The sequence below is a fragment of the Arthrobacter sp. GCM10027362 genome (genome assembly GCF_042679445.1).
Classification (GTDB): Bacteria; Actinomycetota; Actinomycetes; order Actinomycetales; family Micrococcaceae; genus Crystallibacter.
Genome location: NZ_JBHTML010000026.1, coordinates 12445 through 31349, shown reverse-complemented (window position 1 = coordinate 31349; position 18905 = coordinate 12445). Strand labels below are relative to the sequence as shown.

The window sequence follows — 18905 nt, the reverse complement described above, 5'->3', positions numbered from 1 at the left end:
GCCGGCACCGGCGGCCCCGCCGTCGTCGCCCGCCGGCCGGCCGGCGACGGCAAGCCGACGGTGCTGCTCTACGCCCACCACGACGTCCAGCCGCCCGGAGACCGGCAGCTGTGGGCCACCGAGCCGTTCACCGCCGTCGAAGCTGGCGACAGGCTGTACGGGCGGGGCGCCGCTGACGACAAGGCCGGCATCATGGTCCATGCCGGCGCGCTGCGTGCACTGCTGGACACCGTGGGCGAGGACTTCGGGGTGGGCCTGACCTTCTTCATCGAGGGAGAGGAGGAGGCCGGCTCGCCGACCTTCCGGGCCTTCCTGGAGGAACACCGGGAACTGCTGCGGTCGGACGTCATTGTGGTCGCGGATTCGGGCAACTGGAAGGTGGGCGTGCCGGCGCTGACCACCAGCCTGCGCGGACTGGTCGATGCCACCGTGGAGGTGCGGGTGCTCGGGCATGCGGTGCACTCGGGCATGTTCGGGGGCCCCCTCCTGGATGCGCCCACGCTGCTGGCGCGGCTGATCGCCACCTTCCACGACGACGACGGCGCGGTTGCCGTCGAGGGGCTGGTGGCCCGCGATACCAGCGCCGTCGACTATCCCGAAGCGGACTTCCGCCGGGATTCCTCGGTCTTGGACACCGTGCGGCTGGCCGGCACCGGAAGCATCGCCGACCGGCTCTGGAACAAACCCGCCCTGTCGGTGATCGGCATCGATGCGCCCACGGTGGAACTCGCCTCGAACACGCTGGTTCCGGCCGCCCGGGCGAAGATCAGCCTGCGCCTGGCTCCCGGCCAGGATCCGGCGGCGGCCATGGCCGCGCTGGCCGCCCACGTCGAGCGGCATGCCCCGTTCGGGGCGCAGGTGGACTTTGTGCCGGGGGAGCAGGGCAACGCCTTCGCCGCGGACATGGACGCCCCGGCGGCCCAGGCAGCCCTCTGGGCCTTGGGCGAGGCCTGGGGCACCACGCCGGTGCAGGCCGGGGTGGGCGGGTCGATTCCCTTCATCGCGGACCTGACCGAGCTGTATCCGCAGGCGCAGATCCTCATCACCGGAGTGGAGGATCCGGATTCGCGGGCCCATTCGGCCAACGAGTCCCTGCACCTGGGCGATTTCCGCAATGCCGTCCTGGCCGAAGCCTTGTTGCTGGCCAGGCTCAACGCGGCCGGACAGGCCTGACTTCGGCGTGCAACAGTTGCCGTCCCCCGTATCCGGGGGGCGTACCATGGAACACGAAGCCGCAGCACCACTGAGTAATAGCAGCAGGTCACCTGGCGGCCGGTACAGATAAGGAACAGCAATGAGCGCATCAATGAGCGAAACCACCAGCAATGCGGCCCCCGAGCAGACCGAGGTGCCCACGCACGAAGTCGTCCTGACGGAGGTGGCAGCGGGCAAGGTCCGCAGCCTGCTCGAGCAGGAAGGCCGCACGGACCTGCGCCTGCGCGTGGCAGTGCAGCCGGGAGGCTGCTCCGGGCTGATCTACCAGCTCTACTTCGACGAGCGCATGCTGGACGGGGACGCCGTCCGCGACTTCGACGGCGTCGAAGTGATCGTGGACAAGATGAGCATTCCGTACCTGGCCGGTGCCACGATCGATTTCGAAGACACGATTTCGAAGCAGGGCTTCACGATCGACAACCCCAATGCCGGCGGCTCCTGCGCCTGCGGGGACTCCTTCCACTAGGGAGTTCCGCTCAGGCGCCGGGGGAGGCATTTGGGCCCGACTCACTGCGGGCAGCCTGTCACATGATCGCTATCCGTGAGGGTAAGCTCTACAGTGAGTAGTAAAACCGGAAATGCGCGCGCCTTGGAGCCGCTGTGTTGCGCCGCGGGCGCGCGCATCACTTGCACGAAACAAGAGGAAGGGCCGTCTGTGAGTTCGCAGGACCGAACCGGCAGCCGACGTGCCAGAACCGCCAAGGCCACCGGTCTTGGCGTGCTCGGCGCGTTGCTGTTGACGGGATGTTCAGAAGAAGTCCGCATGGGTTGGTTGCCCACCGAGCGGGGCACGACCAACCATACGGATCGACTGATCGATTTGTGGGTGAACTCCTGGATTGCCGCGCTGGCCGTTGGTGTTCTTACCTGGGGACTGATCCTCTGGTGCATCGTCGCGTACCGTCGGCGCAAGAACGACGAGGGATTCCCGCGGCAGCTCAGCTACAACCTGCCGATCGAAATCTTCTACACCGCCATCCCGCTGGTGATGGTCTTCGTCTTCTTCTACTTCACCGACCGCGACCAGACCGCGGTGACCGCCCGCACGGATAATCCCGACGTCGTGATCGATGTCCGCGGCAAGCAGTGGTCCTGGGACTTCAACTACGTGAAGCAGAACAAGTACTTTGCCGGGCAGCAGGCCCACCTCACGGGTGAAACGGGCATCCCCGAAACCCTGCCCACACTGTACCTGCCGGTGAACAAGTCCGTGGAACTGCAGATCAACGCCCGCGACGTCATCCACTCCTTCTGGGTCCCCGCCTTCCTGCAGAAGGTCGACATGATCCCCGGGAAGACCAACTACATCACTCTCACCCCGCAGCGCGAAGGTGTCTACGACGGAAAGTGCGCCGAACTCTGCGGCGAATACCACTCGGAGATGCTCTTCCGCGTCGAGGTTGTGTCCGAGGCCGAGTTCAACCAGCAGATGGCGAAGCTCAAGGACGGCCAGATCGGCGCAGAATATGACCGCAACCCGTACGAAGCGGCTGAGTAAGGAAGCGAGGGAAGACTAGTGTCTACTTACGAATACACAGCCGGCGAAGCCGGGACTATAGTAGCGCCGCGTGTGGTTCCCCGGTCCAAGGGACGCATTATCGTCAACTGGATCACCTCTACGGACCACAAGACCATCGGGTACATGTACCTGATCGCGTCGTTCATCTTCTTCTGCCTCGGCGGCGTGATGGCCCTGGTCATCCGCGCCGAACTGTTCGAACCGGGCATGCAGATCCTGCAGACCAAGGAACAGTACAACCAGCTGTTCACGATGCACGGCACCGTGATGCTGCTGATGTTCGCCACCCCGCTGTTCGCCGGCTTCGCGAACGTGATCATGCCGCTGCAGATCGGCGCCCCGGACGTGGCCTTCCCGCGCCTGAACGCGCTGGCGTTCTGGTTCTTCCTCTTCGGCAGCACCATCGCCGTGGCCGGCTTCATCACCCCGCAGGGCGCGGCCTCCTTCGGCTGGTTCGCCTACGCGCCGCTGTCGAGCACCACCTTCTCCCCGGGTGTGGGCGGTGACCTCTGGGTCTTCGGCCTGGCGCTGTCCGGCTTCGGCACCATCCTGGGCTCGGTCAACTTCATCACCACGATCATCACCATGCGCGCCCCGGGCATGACCATGTGGCGGATGCCGATCTTCACTTGGAACACCCTGGTCACCGCCATCCTGGTCATGATGGCCTTCCCGCCGCTGGCTTCGGCCCTGTTTGCCCTCGGTGCCGACCGCCGGTTCGGCGCCCACATCTTCGACCCGACCAACGGCGGGGCGATCCTGTGGCAGCACCTGTTCTGGTTCTTCGGCCACCCCGAGGTGTACATCATCGCGCTGCCGTTCTTCGGCATTGTCTCGGAGATCTTCCCGGTCTTCAGCCGCAAGCCGATCTTCGGCTACAAGGGCCTGGTCTTCGCCACCATCGGCATCGCGGCCCTGTCCGTGACCGTGTGGGCGCACCACATGTATGTCACCGGCTCGGTGCTGCTGCCGTTCTTCGCGTTCATGACCATGCTCATCGCGGTCCCGACCGGGGTGAAGTTCTTCAACTGGATCGGCACTATGTGGCGCGGCTCGATCACCTTCGAGACCCCGATGCTCTGGAGCCTGGGCTTCCTGGCGACCTTCCTCTTCGGCGGCCTGACCGGCATCATCCTGTCCTCCCCGCCGCTGGACTTCCACGTCTCGGACACCTACTTCGTGGTCGCCCACTTCCACTACGTGGTCTTCGGCACCGTGGTGTTCGCCATGTTCGCCGGCTTCTACTTCTGGTGGCCGAAGTGGACCGGCAAGATGCTCAACGAGCGCCTGGGCAAGATCCACTTCTGGATGCTGTTCCTGGGCTTCCACGGCACCTTCCTGATCCAGCACTGGCTCGGGGTGATCGGCATGCCGCGCCGCTACGCGGACTACCTGCCCGAGGACAACTTCACCGCGATGAACCAGTTCTCCACCATTTCCTCCTTCGTCCTGGGCGCCTCGCTGATCCCGTTCTTCTGGAACGTGTACATCACCTGGCGCAGCGGCAGGAAGGTCGAGGTCGACGACCCCTGGGGCTTCGGCGGATCGCTGGAATGGGCCACCTCCTGCCCGCCGCCGCGGCACAACTTCACCTCGCTGCCGCGCATCCGCTCCGAGCGCCCGGCCCTGGACCTGCACCACCCGGAGCTGGCCCCGCGCCACACCCCGACGACTCCGGCCCCGGCAGCCCAACTGCTTGGTCCGGCCGACCAGAAGGACGCATAGACGTGAAGATTGAATCCTGGCTCTTCATCGGACTGGTTCCGTTCTTCGCCCTGTGTGCCACCGTCTACGGCTTCATGGTCAACTGGGAGGAGCACGTCGGCTACCTCGGCCTGTACCTGGTCGCCGGGCTGGCGGGCATGATCGGCTTCTACCTGCTGTTCACCGCCCGGCGGGTGGGCCCGCGTCCTGAGGACCGGCTCGACGCCGAGATCCATGAGGGCGCCGGCGAGCAGGGGCACTTCAGCCCCTGGAGCTGGTGGCCGATCACGCTCTCGGCCGCGGCCGCGACCGGCTTCCTTGGCCTGGCTGTCGGCTGGTGGATCCTCTACATCGGCGTCGGCTTCGCTGCCGTATCCATTGTCGGCTGGGTCTACGAGTACAGCCGCGGACTGCACGCGCACTGACACTGCGGCCGCCTGGCTGCCCGCTTCGGGCCCGGAACCACTGGTTCCGGGCCCGAAGCGTTTTAATAAGCAGCGGGCCGGCCCCGCTGCCGTCCGCCAGCGCGGTCTAGACCAGTACCGTAAGATGGTGGCGTCCACCTCGTATCGGCAGTCAGGAGCGGGAAGGTATGGTTTCGAAGGCGGCTATGGCAATTGCCGGTGAGATCGACCCGGAGTCCAGCGTCTCCAAGCATGCGCAGCTTCGGTCCATCCTCCGCAGGCACGCCCAGGAGGCCTGCGAGCCCGGGGGAGCGTTTCCCTCCGAGCGAGAACTTACCGAACGGTTTGGCGTGGCCCGCATGACCGTGCGCCAGGCCATCGATTCCCTTGTTGCCGAACAGGTCCTTGAGCGCGTTGTCGGGCTGGGCACCTTCGTGACGCAGCCGAAACTGGACCTGCAGGTCAAACTGACCTCCTACAGCGAGGAGATGCAGCGCCGCGGCATGGTCCCCGATGCCCGGGTCCTCAGCTTCGAGCAGATTGGGGCGGCGCCGCTGGTGGCCAGGGAGCTGCAGATCGAGGAGGGGCAGCCGGTGGTCCGGTTCCGGCGCCTGCTGCTGGCGGACGGGGACCCGATGAGCGTGGACGAGAACTTCATCCCGGCCAGCCGCGTACCGGGAATCCTCGACGATCCGCCGCCGTCATCGCTGTACCAGGTACTGAGCGAGCGGTACGGCCTGGTCATGGAGTGGGGTGAAGACACCATCGAGGCGACGGCGGCGCAGCCGTCCATTGCCCGGCTGCTCAACGTGGACATAGGGTCTCCGCTGCTGAAGATCCAGCGGCATGCCTATGTTTCGCGCGCCATGGTGGACTTTTCCATTTCCTACTACCGTGCGGACCGGTACAAGTTGTGGGTGCCGCTGCAGCGGCCTGGAGGCCGCTCACCGCGCTCCTACAACATGAAGCGGTACTGAAGGGCGGTTCCGGCCGGGCCGCGCTTTACGGGCGTGCAGGGCCGGGCATGCCGGACATGCGAAGGCCCCGGACGTGATGTCCGGGGCCTTCGGTTCAAAACCGGCCGCCAGGTGCCGGCCGGCAGGGGATGTTAGTGGCCGACGCTGCGCGCGCCTGCCGGTTCCGCCGGAGCTTCCTCGACCGCCGGGTGCCCGTGCGCGTGCGCGGCCTCGAGCTCAGCCGGGCTGACCGGAGCAACCCGGTCCTCGAAGAACATCCGGGAAAGGCGTCCGCGCAGCTTCTCCGTGCGGCTGATGCGCCCGTTGGCATCCGGCTGGGCCGGCAGGACCTCGGGGGACTCGAAGTTGACGAGCCGGTACTGCTTGTAGTCGTCAAGCGGTTCGTGCACCTCGATGAACTCGCCGTGCGGCAGCCGCACGATGCGTCCGGTCTCGCGGCCGTGCAGGGCGATCTCGCGGTCCTTGCGCTGCAGCGCCAGGCAGACGCGCTTGGCCACGATGTAGCCGACGATGGGGCCCAGGAAGAACAGCGCGCGCAGCCAGTAGGTCACGTCGTTGAGCGAGACGTGGAAGTGGGTTGCGATCAGGTCGGAGCTGGCCGCGGCCCACATGACGCTGTACCAGATGAAGCCGGCGACGCCTACGCCGGTGCGCGTGGGCGCATTGCGCGGCCGGTCCAGCAGGTGGTGTTCGCGGTCGTCCCGGGTAACCCAGCGCTCGATCCACGGCCAGGCGAACAGCAGCGCGAACAGGATACCGGCCGGAATCAGGGCCGGAACCAGCACGTTGAGGCTCAGCGTGTGGCCGAAGATCACGTATTCGAAGGGGAAGGTCCCGATCACGCCGGGCATCAGGCGCAGCGCCCCGTCCACGAAACCGATGTACCAGTCGGGCTGGGTGCCCGCGGAGACGGGGGAGGGGTCGTACGGGCCGTAGTTCCAGATCGGGTTGATGGTGAACGCCGCGGCGATCAGCGCGATGACACCGAACACGATGAAGAAGAATCCGCCGGCCTTCGCTGCGTACACCGGGCCCACCGGGTAGCCCACCACATTGGTCTCGGTGCGTCCCGGGCCCGGGTACTGGGTGTGCTTGTGCACGATCAGCATGAACATGTGGATCGCGATCATCAGCAGGATCGCGGCCGGAACCAGCAGGATGTGCAGCACGTACAGGCGGCCGACGATGTCGGTACCCGGGAACTCTCCGCCAAACAGGAAGAACGAGATGTAGGTGCCGACCAGCGGGATGGACTTGATCACGCCGTCGATAATGCGCAGGCCGTTGCCGGAGAGCAGGTCGTCAGGCAGCGAGTAGCCGGTGAAGCCGGCGGCCAGGCCCAGGATCAGCAGTACGCCGCCGACCACCCAGTTGAGTTCGCGGGGGCGGCGGAAGGCTCCCGTGAAGAACACACGCAGCATATGCACGGACATGGCGGCGATGAACAGCAACGCGGCCCAGTGGTGCACCTGGCGCATGAACAGGCCGCCGCGGATGTCGAAGGAGATATCGAGCGTGGACGAGTAGGCCACGGACATCTCCACGCCCTTGAGCGGAACGTAGGAACCGTCGTAGTGCGTCTCCGCCATCGACGGATCGAAGAAGAAGGTCAGGAAGGTGCCCGAGAGCAGCAGGACGATGAAGGAGTACAGCGCCACTTCGCCAAACATGAAGGACCAGTGGTCCGGGAAGATCTTCCGGCCCAGTTCCTTGACCATCGCCGAGCCGCCCGTGCGGGAGTCAACGAAGTTGGCAATGCGTCCTACGCTTGTCTTCGGTACGTAGTTTTCAGAGGTTGATGCCGTGCTCATGGCTTAGCCACGCTCCCAGAAGCTCGGGCCGACAGGTGAGTGGAAATCGCTCTGGGCAACCAGGTAGCCTTCGCTGTCCACGGTGATCGGCAGCTGCGGCAGCGGGTGGGCGGCCGGGCCGAAGATGACCTTGCATTCCTGGGTCAGGTCGAAGGTGGACTGGTGGCAGGGGCAGAGCAGATGGTGCGTCTGCTGCTCGTACAGGGCGACAGGGCAGCCGACGTGCGTGCAGATCTTGGAGTAGGCAACGATGCCGTTGTAGTTCCAGTTCTCGCGTCCGGGGGAGACGTGCAGGTCCGCCGGGTTCAGGCGCATGAGCAGGACAACGGACTTGGCCTTCTCGTTCAGCTTGCCTTCGTGCAGCTCGTTCAGGCCCTCGGGGATGACATGGAAGGCGGAGCCGATGGTCACGTCCGAAGCCTTGATCGGCGTACCCTCGGGGTCGCGGGTCAGGCGGACACCCTTGTCCCACATGGTGTGGCGCAGGATGTCGGGGTTGATGTTCTTGGACAGATCGCGGAAGATCCCGATGGCCGGCAGGATGGCCAGCACGCCGGCACCGATGAGGGTGTTGCGGATCAGCGGCCGGCGCTTGATGCCGGATTCGTCCAGGATTTCGCCGATCATCTTCTCGGCGACCCGGCGATCCTCTTCCGGGCGGATTTCGTGGCGCTCTTCGGCGACCTCGTGGTCCGGCATCAGGGTCTTCGCCCAGTGGACGATGCCGACGCCGATGCCGAGCATGGCAAAGGCGGTACCCAGGCCGAGCATCAGGTTCTGCAGTCGCAGCGTGGAAATCGCGGTGGTTTCATCCAAACGGATGGCAAAGTACCCGACGAAGAAAAGCAGGGTGCCGATCGCGGAGATTGCGAAGAGAATCGCAACCTGCCGCTCGGCCCGCTTTTCGGCCCGGGGATCCTTGTCGGCAAGGCGCGGGCGGTGCGGAGGCAGTCCAGGATCCTGAAACTTCTCCACTTGGCCCTGGCCAGCCGTAGCAACGGTGCCCGAGGTGTTCGGGTCGCCGTGACTATGGTCGCCCATGATCCCTCTCATCCTTCTCTATGTGACTCTAAAAAAGTGCGTATGTGCTGTTTCATTGGTTTCCCGGCGGCCCGGTGCGGGCCGCCGGGAAGACGACGTTAGGAAGACCGCTGGGTCAGCCAGATCGTGAGCGCGATGATGACCCCCAGGCCCGCGGTCCACATGAACAGACCCTCGGCCACCGGCCCCAGGGAGCCAAGGGCGGCACCGCCCGGGGAGCCCTGCGCCTCGATGGTCTTCAGGAAGGTGATGATGTCCCGCTTGCCCTCGGGGGAGATGTTGGCATCGCTGAATACCGGCATGTTCTGCGGGCCTGTGACCATGGCCTCGTAGATATGCTCCCCGGTCACGCCCTCCAGCGACGGGGCAAACTTGCCGCGGGTCAGCGCACCGCCGGCGGCTGCGGCGTTGTGGCACATGGCGCAGTTGGTGCGGAACAGTTCCCCACCCTTGGCGGCGTTGCCCTGGGTGGTGTCCAGCATTTCCTCGCTGGGAATGGCCGGACCGGCGCCGAGGGAGGCAACATAGGCTGCCAGCTGATCGGTCTGTTCCTCGTTGAACTGCACGGGCTTGACCTGCGCCTGCGGGCCGGACATCTGCATCGGCATGCGTCCGGTGCCGACCTGGAAGTCGACGGCGGCTGCGCCGACACCAATCAGCGAAGGCCCTGCCTGGTTCCCGTGGGCGCCCTTCGGGGCACCGACGGCGCCGAGCCCGTGGCACGTGGCGCAGTTAGCGACGAAGAGCTTCTCGCCCTCTTCAATGTCCTTCGCGCTGTACGTGGTGGTCTGCGCCTTGGCCTCGTTGACGCTGCCCGCCACTGCATAGAGGCCGCCGGTAACCAGCAGTCCCAAGAGCAGCAGGGCAATGGCCGCCAGCGGGTGTCGTCGCCTTTGGGAAAGTGCCTTCACTGTAGTGGTTCCTTACTTTGTGGTGCGTGTGCGTCGAATGCAGCTTCCTGAAATTCTTCCCCTTGTAGAAGAAGAGTCAAATCGGGCTTACTTCAGGAAGTAGATGATGATGAAGAGGGCGATCCAGACTACGTCCACAAAGTGCCAGTAGTAGGAGGTCACGATCGCAGAGGTCGCCTCGAAGTGCCCGAACTTCTTGGCGACGTAGGCCCGGCCGATGATCAGCAGGAACGCGATCAGGCCGCCGGTCACGTGCAGGCCGTGAAAGCCGGTGGTGATGTAGAAGGCGGAACCGTAGGCGTTCGAGGCCAGCGTCACGCCCTCGGAGACGAGGTGCGTGTACTCGTAGGCCTGCACGGACACGAAGATGGCACCAAGCAGGAAGGTCAGCAGGAACCACTCGACCATGCCCCAGCGCGCGAGGTTGAACACCCCGCCGGTGCGGTGCGGCTGGAGGCGCTCGGCGGCAAAGACGCCGAACTGGCAGGTGAAGGAGCTGGACACCAGGACGATCGTGTTGATCAGGGCGAACGGGACGTCAAGCTTGGCGGACTCGGCGGCCCAGAGCTCGCCCGAAGTGGCCCGTAGGGTGAAATACATTGCGAAAAGGCCGGCGAAGAACATCAACTCGCTGGACAGCCACACGACGGTTCCTACGGAAACCAGATTCGGGCGGTTCAGGATTGGATGCGCCGGGGTGCTGGGGGCATGGGTTGCAGTTGTCACAAGGCCATTATGTCTGTATTTGATCCTTGTTCACCAATGTAGCGGAACGCTCGGCGAGCCGTGAAGGTTCCCGAACCGCGTGAATCCGCGGCAATCGGAAGAAATTAATATTCGGCGTCGTTCTACGATTTGTAGATAATCTAGTACGGTGACCATCGAAACTGACTCTCGCAGCACTCCCACTTGGCCCGTTCTGATCTCCGCCTTGATCGCGGGCGAGGACCTGACCGCCGAGCAGACGCACTGGGCGATGAACACCATCATGGCCGGCGACGCCACCGATTCGCAGATCGCCGGTTTCCTCGTTGCGTTGCGGGCCAAGGGCGAAACCGTGGAGGAACTGACCGGCCTGGTCGAGGCGATGGTCGAGAACGCCCGGCCCATCGAGATTCCCGGCGAGAAGCTGGATATTGTCGGCACCGGCGGGGACCGTCACAACACGGTGAACATTTCGTCGATGGCAGCCCTGGTATGTGCCGGGGCCGGCGCGCGCATCGTTAAGCACGGCAACCGCGCCGCATCGTCGTCATCCGGTTCGGCCGACGTCATCGAGGCGCTCGGCGTCCGGTTGGACCTGCCGGTGGACCGGGTGGCCCGGACTGCAGTGGAGGCAGGCATCACCTTCTGCTTCGCCCAAGTCTTCCACCCGTCGTTCCGTTTTACTGCGGTTCCGCGGCGCGACCTCGGGGTTGCCACCGTCTTCAATTTCATGGGGCCCCTGACCAATCCGGCGCATCCCACTGCCGCCGCCATCGGCGTCGCCGACGCCCGGCTGGCCCCGCTCGTTGCCGGCGTGCTGGCGGTGCGCGGCATCCGCGCCCTGGTCTTCCGGGGCGGGGACGGGCTGGATGAACTCAGCACCACCGGTCCTTCCGCCGTCTGGGAGGTCCGCGAGGGCAAGGTGACCGAGACCAAGCTGGACCCGCTCGACCTGGGCATCCCGAGGGCAACCCTGGAGGACCTGCGCGGCGGCGATGCCAAGGCTAACGCCGAGGTGGTGCGCCGGGTGCTGGCCGGCGAGAAGGGCCCGGTCCGGGACGCCGTCGTGCTCAATGCCGCCGCCGCACTCGTGGCCTTGGATCCGGAGGCCGAGGGCACGCTCGAGGACCGGTTGGCCGCCGCGCTGCGCCGGGCCACCGACTCCATCGACACCGGAGCGGCCGCCGCCGCGCTGGACCGCTGGGTCGCCGCAACCCAGTAGCGCGGCTGCTGCAGCATTAAAACGGGGCGGGCCCGGAGGATGTCCTCCGGGCCCGCCCCGTGCTGCCGGCGGCGCCGGTCAGTGTTCGAAGCCAAGCGAGAAGGCCGCGTCCAGATCATGCCGGGAGTAGGCGCGGAAGGCCATGTGCGTCGTGGTCTGCCTGACACCGGGGACCTTGGAGAGCTTGTCGGCGATCACCTCGGCCAGGTCGTCATGCCGGGCCACCCGCGCTACCGCGATCAGATCCCATTCGCCGGTGACAGAGTAGACTTCCGCGATCCCGGACAGCTCCGAAATTTCTTCGGCGCATTCGGGAATCCGCGCGGCATCGGTCTTGATGAATACGAACGCTGTTACCACTGTCGCTGCCTTTCAACACTTTCCAACATTTTGTCGGGGTTACTTCGAGGTTATGGCACAGCGCCGACTCTGCGCAGTTTCGTGACGAGCGCGGCCACCAGGCGCCAACCCACCAGGAAGACGCACAACGTGATCAATGTGACTATCTGGAACGGCAGGGCCAGTCCGCCGCCGGCCGCCCCGCGCAGCAGCAGCCCGAACACCACGGCGCACAGCCAGATCACGACGCCGATGGGCCAGGCGGCCAGCGGCCGGCGCCAGGCGCGGGAGAGCAGCCAGCCGATCAGGGTCCCGGCGAGGAAAGGCGCCGCGGTCAGGAGCACCCCGGCCGGATCGAGCCCGTGCTCGTGTGTCTCGCGGCCGAGCGCGGCGAAAACCACGACGGCGGCAAGGTCGCCGATGAGCGCAGGAATGGCAAATCTTTTCACCCTCCCAGCCTAACCGCCGGGGGACCCGCCCCGAGCGAAGCGAGGGGTGGGAGGCTGTTGGGCGCTAACCGCCGGGGGTCCCGCCCCGAGCGAAGCGAGGGGTGGGAGGCTGTTGGGCGCTAACCGCCGGGGGTCCCGCCCTGAGCGAAGCGGGCAAGAGAGCGGCCACGGGTCCCCGCACGCGGAGCGTGTGTGTGGGGGGAGGCCGGGAACGGGGAGGCTGTTGGGCGCTAACCGCCGGGGGGAGGAAGGCTGGTGGGCGCTGGCCGCGCGTCGGCTTGCATGCTCGCATACAACCCTAGATATTTGTTTCGGCAGACACAAGCTTGGGAGGCTGTATTGTTCGTCCTGACCGTCGACCAGCGCAGGTCGCGTTCGCGCGAGGACCTGGTTGAATCCGCCATGGCGGCATTGAACCGGGACCCGCGCCGGCCGCTGCGGCTCGCCTTCGACCGGACCGCCGGGGACGAGATGCAGGGAGTGACGGACAGCGCGGCCATAGCGTCAGGCATCGCCCTCGAACTGGCCTCCGGCGGGCAGTGGAGCGTGGGCATCGGCATCGGCGGCATCAGGGAGCCGCTGCCTGCCAACACACGCGCCGGTGCCGGCGAGGCGTTCGAGCGGGCCCGGGCGGCGGTGACGGCAGCGAAGGCAGCCCCGGGGAACATTGCCGTATCCGGCGCCAGCCCGCTGGCGGGGCAGGCGGAGGCGGTGCTGCAACTGGTCTCCTCGGTGGCACGCAAACGCAGCAAACTGTCGGCAGAAGCGGGTTTACTGGTTGACGAGGGGCTGACCCAGCGGGAAGTTGCTGACCGTCTGGGCATCAGCCAGCAGGCGGTCTCAAGCCGGCTGCACAGCGGACTGTGGCATGAATGCCAACGTGCGGCCGAGGTCGCTACATCCCTGTTGGAAGGAGCGGATACGTGAGTCTGGCCGCCGTTGTTCTGCTCTGCGCCGCCGCGGCCGTGGCCGCGCCCATGTACTTCCACCGGTTCCAAGGCTCCGGACACCGCTATTTGTATGCGGCCAGCACCGTTTCGCTCCTCCTGCTCGGGGGCGCCGGGCTGGCCGGGAGCCTGGGCGAAGGCGGCCTGGGTGCAGGAGTCTATGCCTATGCTGTCGCGGCGGCGGCCATCGGCGGCGGTCCGCCCACGGTGACCATCCTCCGGCTGTCCTTCAACGCCTCCCACCCGGAGAATTCGGCCGATCCGGAAGATGCCCCGGTGCTGCGCGGCGGGGCATGGATCGGGGTGCTGGAGCGCACCTCCATCGCTGCCACGCTGCTGGCAGGCTGGCCCGAGGGCCTCGCCGTCGTCCTTGCGGTCAAGGGCCTGGGCAGGTACAACGAGCTCGGCCAGGCCGGGGCGGCCGAACGGTTCATTCTGGGCACCTTCGCCAGCGTGCTCTGGGCAGCTGCAGCCACCGGCATCGCCGTGCTGGTCCGCTGAGCTCCCGGGCTCCCCGCGGGCATACGATGGACGGGTGCCTCCGATCTCCCGCCGCAGCGTGCTCAGGGCCGGGCTCGCGGCCGCCGGGTCCGCCCTGCTGCTGGCAGGCTGCCGCGACGGCAGTACGCGGGACGCCTTCAGCACCGTGGGCACACTGGACTTCGCCAATCCGCTGCGGGTACCGCCGCTGGCGCCCCCACATCGGGCTGCCGACGGCGCCACGGTCTTCGAGCTCGCCACGGCCGAGGGCTCCACGCAGTTCCTGCCGGACAAATCCACGCCGACCTGGGGCTTCAACGGCAGTTACCTCGGCCCAACCCTCCGGGCGGCCCGCGGCGAAAAGGTGCGCATCGCCGTCGTCAACCGGCTGCCGGAGACCACCTCTGTGCACTGGCACGGTATGCACCTGCCCGCCGCGATGGACGGCGGCCCGCACCAGCCGGTAGCCCCGGGGCAGACCTGGACGCCGGAATGGACGCTGGACCAGCCGGCGGCGACCCTCTGGTACCACCCGCATCCGCATGGGGCGACCGAGCAGCAGGTCAACCGCGGGCTGGCGGGGATGTTCCTGGTCGAGGATCCGGACGGATCCCCGGCCGGGCTGCCGCGTGCCTACGGTCGGGACGATATACCCGTCATTGTCCAGGACCGCAATTTCGCGGAGGACGGTTCCTTCGCCGCGGGGCCGCGCGCCCTCACCGGACTGACCGGGAACACCGTCCTGGTCAACGGCACCTGGAACCCCCACCTGGCGGTTTCCACGGAAGCAGTCCGGCTGCGCCTGCTCAATGCCTCCAGCGCCCGAACCTACAATTTCGGGTTCGACGACGACCGCACGTTCGCGGTGGTCGCTTCCGACGGCGGCCTGCTGGCTTCGCCGGTGTCCGCCCGGCGCGTGCTGCTTTCGCCGGGGGAGCGGGCGGAAGTGGTCGTGCGGTTCGCACCCGGTGAAAGGGCCGAGCTGCGTTCCTTTCCACAGGAACTGGGCATGACGACGGCGCTGGACAACGGCGCGGGCGGCAACGATCAGCTGTCCGTCCTGCAGTTCCGTGCCGCGGCGAGGCTGGCCCCGTCGGCGCAGCTGCCGGCGGCGCTTTCGCGCCTGGGTGCGCCCGATTTGGCCAAGATCGCCGCCAGCCGCAGCTTTGTCCTCAACGGCCGGCACATCAACGGCCGGCAAATGGACCACAACCGCATAGACACAGTGGTCGGTGCCGGCACCACGGAGATCTGGACCGTCTCCAACACCCACAACCAGCCGCACAACTTCCACATCCACGACGTGCGCTTCCGGATCCTGGACGTCGACGGTGCCGCCCCGCCGCCGGAACTGGCGGGCCTCAAGGACACAGTCTTCCTGCCGGTGCGCACCACGGCACGGCTGGCGGTTCCGTTCGGCCGTTACGCGGACGCGGCCACGCCGTATATGTACCACTGCCATTTGCTGTGGCACGAGGATGAAGGGATGATGGGGCAGTTTACGGTGGTCCCGCCCGGCCGGGCCGGCGGCGTCCCGGCCGCCGGAACCGCGCACGGGCACTAAAGCCTCCCGAGTCATTCCGCCGGCATTGTGGCCGGTATCCGGCTGTGGCATAAAGGGGTCATGGAACCCGTCGACCAGATCCAACTGGAAACCAGCATCAGCGTCCCGGTGGAGCGGGTGTGGACCGCCTTCGCCCACGAGCGGGGCCAGTGGTGGCCGGAGCTGGACTTCTGGCCCGTGATCGGCTCGCTCCTGCGCGAACAATGGGAGGTGGACGGCGTCCAGTACGCCGCGGTGGGAACTGTCAAGGACGTGATCAGCGGCCGCCGGCTGGTGTTCGCCTGGTCCGAGCCGGACTGGGAAGGGGCCACTACCGTCCGCTGGGAATTCGAGGCGGCCGGCTCCGGAACCCGGGTGCTGCTGACCGAATCCGGCTTCAGCGCGCTCTCCCGCGGCCAGGAACTCGCGGCGGACCACCGCGAGGCCTGGCCGTACCACCTCTCCGACTTGAAGCAGCATGCGGAGCGCGGGACACCGTCCGCATAAGGCAGGAGCTCAGCTGCCCGCTGCCTTGACCCGGCTCCCCGCCTGCCCGCCGGCGAGCCGGTTCAACGCCAGCGCGCCGACCAGCAGGCCGAAGTCGCGCAGGGCCACGTCGTAGAAACCGGGTACCAGCAGGAGGTTGGTGATGATGCCCGCGAGCCAGAGCGCGACGACGAGCGAACCGAGCCGCGGCTTCCAGGCCACCAGCAGCCCGGCGAGAACCTCCACCACACCCACGCCGTACATGAACGTCTGGGCCGGCACCGGGACGACCTGGGTGGCAACCGGTGCCAGATAGTGCGGCCAGTCCGTGAGGATGTTGACGAACTTGTCCAGGCCGAAGAGGATCGGCGCGACAGTGTAGAGAGTGCGCAGGAGCAGGAATGCCTGGCGGGAGGGGTTCCCCCGGAGGGAAGCAGCCGGCAAGCGCAATTGTTGAGTGGCCATGGCCCTATCCTTTCTAAAAGCAGGTACTATTGATTTTAGAAAGCGGCCTCTCTTTCGTCAATGAAAATTGTTTTTAGACGAGGACACGATGAAAAGCCCGAGGATCCCGGACCGGCTCGCGGCCGTGGCGGCACTGCATGACCCTTCCCGGCGGGAGGTGTACGACTACGTGCTGCGGGCGCCGGAACCCGTGAGCCGGGACGACGTCGCCGGCGCACTGGGCATGGTTCGCGGAACCGCGGCCTTCCACCTGGACCGGCTGGCCCGGGAGGGCCTGCTCACCGTCAGCTACCGGCGCCCGGGCGGGCGGACCGGCCCCGGTTCCGGGCGCCCGGCCAAGCTGTATGCACCCGCCGTGGCCGAATTGTCCGTGAGCCTGCCGGAGCGCCACTATGACCTGGCCGCCGACATCCTGGCGGCTGCGGTGGACCAAGCAATGCTTACGGGCAGGCCGGTAGGGGACTGCCTGCAGCAGGCCGCCACGGCGGCGGGGGACGCCGCGGGGAACGGCGCGGCGACACTGGAGGAGGTCCTCGTCCGGCACGGCTTCGAACCGCACCGCGAAGCGGACGGCTCCATCACCCTGGCCAACTGCCCCTTCCACAAGCTGGCGCGCAACCACCAGGAAACGGTCTGCGGACTCAATTTGGGATTTCTGGCCGCTGCGGCGGGCCGGGCGGACGGTCCGCGCTTCGGTGCCGTGCCGGATCCCGCACCGGGGCGGTGCTGCGTCCGGCTGCGTCCGGAGGGCGCGGGCTGACGCACCCGGAAGATGCCGGCATGAGAGCGATGCGGTCTTCGAAATCCGGCCGGGCGGCAGCCCGGGCCGGCGTGCCCTGCGGGGGCTGCGCCGGTACTTTCACAGCGCCACGCCTGTCCCTGGCGCCTTTGTCCGGCTAGCATTGCTGGTTCCAACAAAGCAAAGGTCCCCGCATGCCACCGTCCCCGCCGTCCGGTTCCCGCTCCGCCGTCGCCGGCAGGCTGCGGGCCGCAGGCTGTGTCTTTGCCGAGGATGAGGCACGCCTGCTGATCGCCGCTGCCGGGTCGCCGGCCGAACTCGCCGGCCTGGTGGACCTGCGCGTGGCGGGCCGGCCGCTGGAGCACATCCTGGGCTGGGCGGAATTCTGCGGCCTGCGGATCTTTGTAGAGCCTGGGGTTTTCGTGCCGCGCCGCCGCACCGCCTTCCTTGTCCGCCAGGCTGCCGCCTGCGCGCGGCCGGGCGCCGTCGTCGTCGACATGTGCTGTGGTTCGGGTGCGGTCGGTGCCGCGCTGGCCGCCTCGCTGGAGGGTCTCGAACTGCATGCCGCCGACATCGATCCGGCCGCCGCACGGTGCGCACGCCGAAACCTTGCCCGGGCCGGCGGCCGGGTCTATGAGGGCGACCTCTACGGGGCACTGCCGGACATGCTGCGCGGCCGTGTGGACGTCCTCGTTGCCAATGCCCCGTATGTTCCTACCGGCGACATCGGCATGATGCCACCGGAAGCGCGGGTATACGAGCCGCATGCGGCGCTCGACGGCGGCCCGGACGGGCTGGAGATCCAGCGGCGGATAGCCGCTGGAGCCCCGTCCTGGCTGCGGCCCGGCGGCCGCCTGCTGATCGAGACCAGCAGGCGCCAGGCTCCGGAGGCGGCCGGCATGTTCCGGCGCGCCGGGCTGATTCCGCGGGTGGCCGGCTCCGATGACCTGGAGGCGACCGTCGTCGTCGGAGCCCTGCCGGTGGGTTAGGCCTCGGAAACGGCGTCACCCCTGTCTTCCCACTGCACGTCGAGGTTGTGGAAGACAGGCGGTGCGTCGCACAGGGCGGCGAATTTCGCGGCGAATTCCGAGGTTTCGGGGCGGCTGGAGTTTTCCATGGCCGATTCGTAGGAGTCGAATTCGACGATGGTGTAGTAGGTGCCGGGGCGGTCCCGGTCGGCGGTGGCGAGGATGCGGCGGAACGTGGGCGGCGTGCTTCCTTCGGTCCGCGACGGCCTTCCCAGGTTTTCAATCTCCTCGATGCGGGAGGTCTGGAATTCGATGATCTGCACAAACCCGGTCATGACTATTCCTTCGAGGCGGCGTTTGATGATGCCGATCACGGTAGACCCAAGGCCTTCGGCCACGCAATAGCCCGCCGACACCCAGCCAGGGGGTGTCCCTCGGAATAAACAGCAAGTATGCTTAGCGGTTCCGCAGCAGGAAGGAACACCATGGCCAACTACGATGACGGACACCGGGAAGTCGCCAAAATACTCAAGGACGCGGATATTGCGATCCTGACTACCGTGAACCTCCGGAACCAGCTGGTGAGCCGGCCGCTGGCTTTGCAGGCAGCGGACTTCGACGGCGAGTTGTGGTTCTTCACCCACGATCCATCGCCGAAGGCCGAGGAAATCCGGGCCCACCCGCAGGTCAATGTCTCGGTCCACGCCGGCGGCGGATACCTGTCCATCGCCGGCAGCGCGGAGATCGTGCACGACCAATCGAAAATCGACAGGCTCTGGAACCGCGCCGTGGAGCCTTGGTTCGAGAACGGCAAGGAGGACCCCGCCGTTGCCCTGATCCGGATCGACGCGGACAGCGCGGAATACTGGACGGCGGATTCGCCCAAGGCGGCCACGATATTCAAGCTTGTCAAGTCCAAGGTGACCGGCGAACGTCCCGACGTCGGCAAGAACGACGTGGTCGGGCTCTAGGCCGGCCGC

22 protein-coding genes are annotated in these 18905 nt (G+C 66.8%); 14 read left to right on the top strand and 8 right to left on the bottom strand.

The annotated features are described in order from the left end of the window. The 6 genes from ACFQ36_RS06605 to ACFQ36_RS06580 form a co-directional block, all read left to right on the top strand. Positions 1-1173 (top strand): M20/M25/M40 family metallo-hydrolase (locus ACFQ36_RS06605; protein ID WP_377011845.1); only part of this gene is annotated, 1173 nt, incomplete at its 5' end. A gap of 133 nt (positions 1174-1306) precedes the next feature. Then, on the top strand, positions 1307-1681 hold the full coding sequence (locus ACFQ36_RS06600) for a HesB/IscA family protein (protein WP_377011847.1): 375 nt from the start codon (positions 1307-1309) through the stop codon (positions 1679-1681). A gap of 189 nt (positions 1682-1870) precedes the next feature. Further along, positions 1871-2713, top strand: a complete 843-nt coding sequence (coxB, locus tag ACFQ36_RS06595; RefSeq protein WP_377011843.1) for a cytochrome c oxidase subunit II — start codon at positions 1871-1873, stop codon at positions 2711-2713. An 18-nt stretch (positions 2714-2731) separates the two neighbouring features. Beyond that, a complete protein-coding gene (gene ctaD, locus ACFQ36_RS06590) occupies positions 2732-4459 on the top strand; it encodes a cytochrome c oxidase subunit I (RefSeq protein WP_377011841.1) in 1728 nt (575 codons plus the stop codon). 2 nt (positions 4460-4461) lie between these two features. Beyond that, positions 4462-4863 (top strand): cytochrome c oxidase subunit 4, encoded by a 402-nt coding sequence (locus tag ACFQ36_RS06585; protein WP_377011840.1) that lies wholly within the window; start codon positions 4462-4464, stop codon positions 4861-4863. 185 nt (positions 4864-5048) lie between these two features. Further along, positions 5049-5819 (top strand): GntR family transcriptional regulator, encoded by a 771-nt coding sequence (locus ACFQ36_RS06580; RefSeq protein WP_377011838.1) that lies wholly within the window; start codon positions 5049-5051, stop codon positions 5817-5819. 131 nt (positions 5820-5950) lie between these two features. Here the strand turns inward: ACFQ36_RS06580 and ACFQ36_RS06575 are convergent, their stop codons facing one another. The 4 genes from ACFQ36_RS06575 to ACFQ36_RS06560 form a co-directional block, all read right to left on the bottom strand. Then, complete coding sequence (locus ACFQ36_RS06575; RefSeq protein ID WP_377011836.1) at positions 5951-7630, bottom strand: cytochrome bc complex cytochrome b subunit; 1680 nt, start codon at positions 7628-7630, stop codon at positions 5951-5953. Between the two features lie 3 nt (positions 7631-7633). Then, complete coding sequence (locus tag ACFQ36_RS06570) at positions 7634-8671, bottom strand: Rieske 2Fe-2S domain-containing protein (protein WP_377011834.1); 1038 nt, start codon at positions 8669-8671, stop codon at positions 7634-7636. A 98-nt stretch (positions 8672-8769) separates the two neighbouring features. Then, positions 8770-9582, bottom strand: a complete 813-nt coding sequence (locus tag ACFQ36_RS06565; protein ID WP_377011832.1) for a cytochrome c — start codon at positions 9580-9582, stop codon at positions 8770-8772. An 87-nt stretch (positions 9583-9669) separates the two neighbouring features. Beyond that, on the bottom strand, positions 9670-10308 hold the full coding sequence (locus ACFQ36_RS06560) for a heme-copper oxidase subunit III (RefSeq protein WP_377011830.1): 639 nt from the start codon (positions 10306-10308) through the stop codon (positions 9670-9672). 148 nt (positions 10309-10456) lie between these two features. Here ACFQ36_RS06560 and trpD point away from each other — a divergent pair, with 148 nt between their 5' ends. Next, positions 10457-11509 (top strand): anthranilate phosphoribosyltransferase, encoded by a 1053-nt coding sequence (gene trpD / locus ACFQ36_RS06555; protein WP_377011828.1) that lies wholly within the window; start codon positions 10457-10459, stop codon positions 11507-11509. Positions 11510-11587: 78 nt separating this feature from the next. Here trpD and ACFQ36_RS06550 read toward each other — a convergent pair whose 3' ends face one another. Then, positions 11588-11869 carry an Lrp/AsnC family transcriptional regulator gene (locus ACFQ36_RS06550; RefSeq protein ID WP_377011826.1) on the bottom strand — a complete coding sequence of 94 codons (282 nt, stop codon included), beginning with the start codon at positions 11867-11869 and terminating at the stop codon, positions 11588-11590. Positions 11870-11919: 50 nt separating this feature from the next. After that, positions 11920-12297 carry a DUF3054 domain-containing protein gene (locus ACFQ36_RS06545; RefSeq protein ID WP_377011824.1) on the bottom strand — a complete coding sequence of 126 codons (378 nt, stop codon included), beginning with the start codon at positions 12295-12297 and terminating at the stop codon, positions 11920-11922. 339 nt (positions 12298-12636) lie between these two features. On the opposite strand from ACFQ36_RS06545, the gene ACFQ36_RS06540 reads away from it, so the two are divergent. The 4 genes from ACFQ36_RS06540 to ACFQ36_RS06525 are packed head-to-tail and all read left to right on the top strand — an operon-like array spanning position 12637 to position 15774. Next, positions 12637-13224, top strand: coding sequence for a sigma factor-like helix-turn-helix DNA-binding protein (locus ACFQ36_RS06540; protein WP_377011821.1), 588 nt, complete (start codon positions 12637-12639; stop codon positions 13222-13224). After that, positions 13221-13745, top strand: a complete 525-nt coding sequence (locus tag ACFQ36_RS06535; protein WP_377011819.1) for a hypothetical protein — start codon at positions 13221-13223, stop codon at positions 13743-13745. The genes ACFQ36_RS06540 and ACFQ36_RS06535 overlap by 4 nt, the downstream gene beginning before the upstream one ends. Positions 13746-13779: 34 nt before the next feature. Beyond that, positions 13780-15288, top strand: coding sequence for a multicopper oxidase family protein (locus ACFQ36_RS06530; protein ID WP_377011817.1), 1509 nt, complete (start codon positions 13780-13782; stop codon positions 15286-15288). A gap of 60 nt (positions 15289-15348) precedes the next feature. Then, the gene (locus ACFQ36_RS06525) at positions 15349-15774 is read left to right on the top strand and encodes an SRPBCC domain-containing protein (protein ID WP_377011816.1); all 426 of its coding nucleotides are present in this window, start codon (positions 15349-15351) and stop codon (positions 15772-15774) included. A gap of 9 nt (positions 15775-15783) precedes the next feature. Here the strand turns inward: ACFQ36_RS06525 and ACFQ36_RS06520 are convergent, their stop codons facing one another. After that, positions 15784-16218, bottom strand: a complete 435-nt coding sequence (locus ACFQ36_RS06520; RefSeq protein ID WP_377011814.1) for a hypothetical protein — start codon at positions 16216-16218, stop codon at positions 15784-15786. Between the two features lie 88 nt (positions 16219-16306). On the opposite strand from ACFQ36_RS06520, the gene ACFQ36_RS06515 reads away from it, so the two are divergent. Both ACFQ36_RS06515 and ACFQ36_RS06510 read left to right on the top strand, forming a co-directional pair. Next, complete coding sequence (locus ACFQ36_RS06515) at positions 16307-16978, top strand: helix-turn-helix transcriptional regulator (RefSeq protein ID WP_377011812.1); 672 nt, start codon at positions 16307-16309, stop codon at positions 16976-16978. 173 nt (positions 16979-17151) lie between these two features. Then, positions 17152-17946, top strand: a complete 795-nt coding sequence (locus tag ACFQ36_RS06510; RefSeq protein WP_377011810.1) for a putative protein N(5)-glutamine methyltransferase — start codon at positions 17152-17154, stop codon at positions 17944-17946. On the opposite strand, the gene ACFQ36_RS06505 is transcribed toward ACFQ36_RS06510, so the two are convergent. Then, positions 17943-18260 (bottom strand): hypothetical protein, encoded by a 318-nt coding sequence (locus ACFQ36_RS06505; protein WP_377011808.1) that lies wholly within the window; start codon positions 18258-18260, stop codon positions 17943-17945. The genes ACFQ36_RS06510 and ACFQ36_RS06505 overlap by 4 nt on opposite strands. Before the next feature lie 150 nt (positions 18261-18410). Between ACFQ36_RS06505 and ACFQ36_RS06500 the strand changes: the two genes are divergently transcribed. Next, positions 18411-18896, top strand: a complete 486-nt coding sequence (locus ACFQ36_RS06500; protein WP_377011807.1) for a pyridoxamine 5'-phosphate oxidase family protein — start codon at positions 18411-18413, stop codon at positions 18894-18896. Positions 18897-18905 lie beyond the last annotated feature (9 nt).

Bases quoted from the DNA above. Each gene is read 5' to 3' on its own strand.
- ACFQ36_RS06600 (WP_377011847.1), top strand. From the start codon at position 1,307: ATGAGCGAAACCACCAGCAATGCGGCCCCCGAGCAGACCGAGGTGCCC.
- ACFQ36_RS06580 (WP_377011838.1), top strand. From the start codon at position 5,049: ATGGCAATTGCCGGTGAGATCGACCCGGAGTCCAGCGTCTCCAAGCAT.
- ACFQ36_RS06575 (WP_377011836.1), bottom strand. From the start codon at position 7,630: ATGAGCACGGCATCAACCTCTGAAAACTACGTACCGAAGACAAGCGTA.
- ACFQ36_RS06570 (WP_377011834.1), bottom strand. From the start codon at position 8,671: ATGGGCGACCATAGTCACGGCGACCCGAACACCTCGGGCACCGTTGCT.
- ACFQ36_RS06525 (WP_377011816.1), top strand. From the start codon at position 15,349: ATGGAACCCGTCGACCAGATCCAACTGGAAACCAGCATCAGCGTCCCG.
- ACFQ36_RS06520 (WP_377011814.1), bottom strand. From the start codon at position 16,218: ATGGCCACTCAACAATTGCGCTTGCCGGCTGCTTCCCTCCGGGGGAAC.
- ACFQ36_RS06515 (WP_377011812.1), top strand. From the start codon at position 16,307: ATGAAAAGCCCGAGGATCCCGGACCGGCTCGCGGCCGTGGCGGCACTG.
- ACFQ36_RS06510 (WP_377011810.1), top strand. From the start codon at position 17,152: ATGCCACCGTCCCCGCCGTCCGGTTCCCGCTCCGCCGTCGCCGGCAGG.
- ACFQ36_RS06505 (WP_377011808.1), bottom strand. From the start codon at position 18,260: ATGACCGGGTTTGTGCAGATCATCGAATTCCAGACCTCCCGCATCGAG.
- ACFQ36_RS06500 (WP_377011807.1), top strand. From the start codon at position 18,411: ATGGCCAACTACGATGACGGACACCGGGAAGTCGCCAAAATACTCAAG.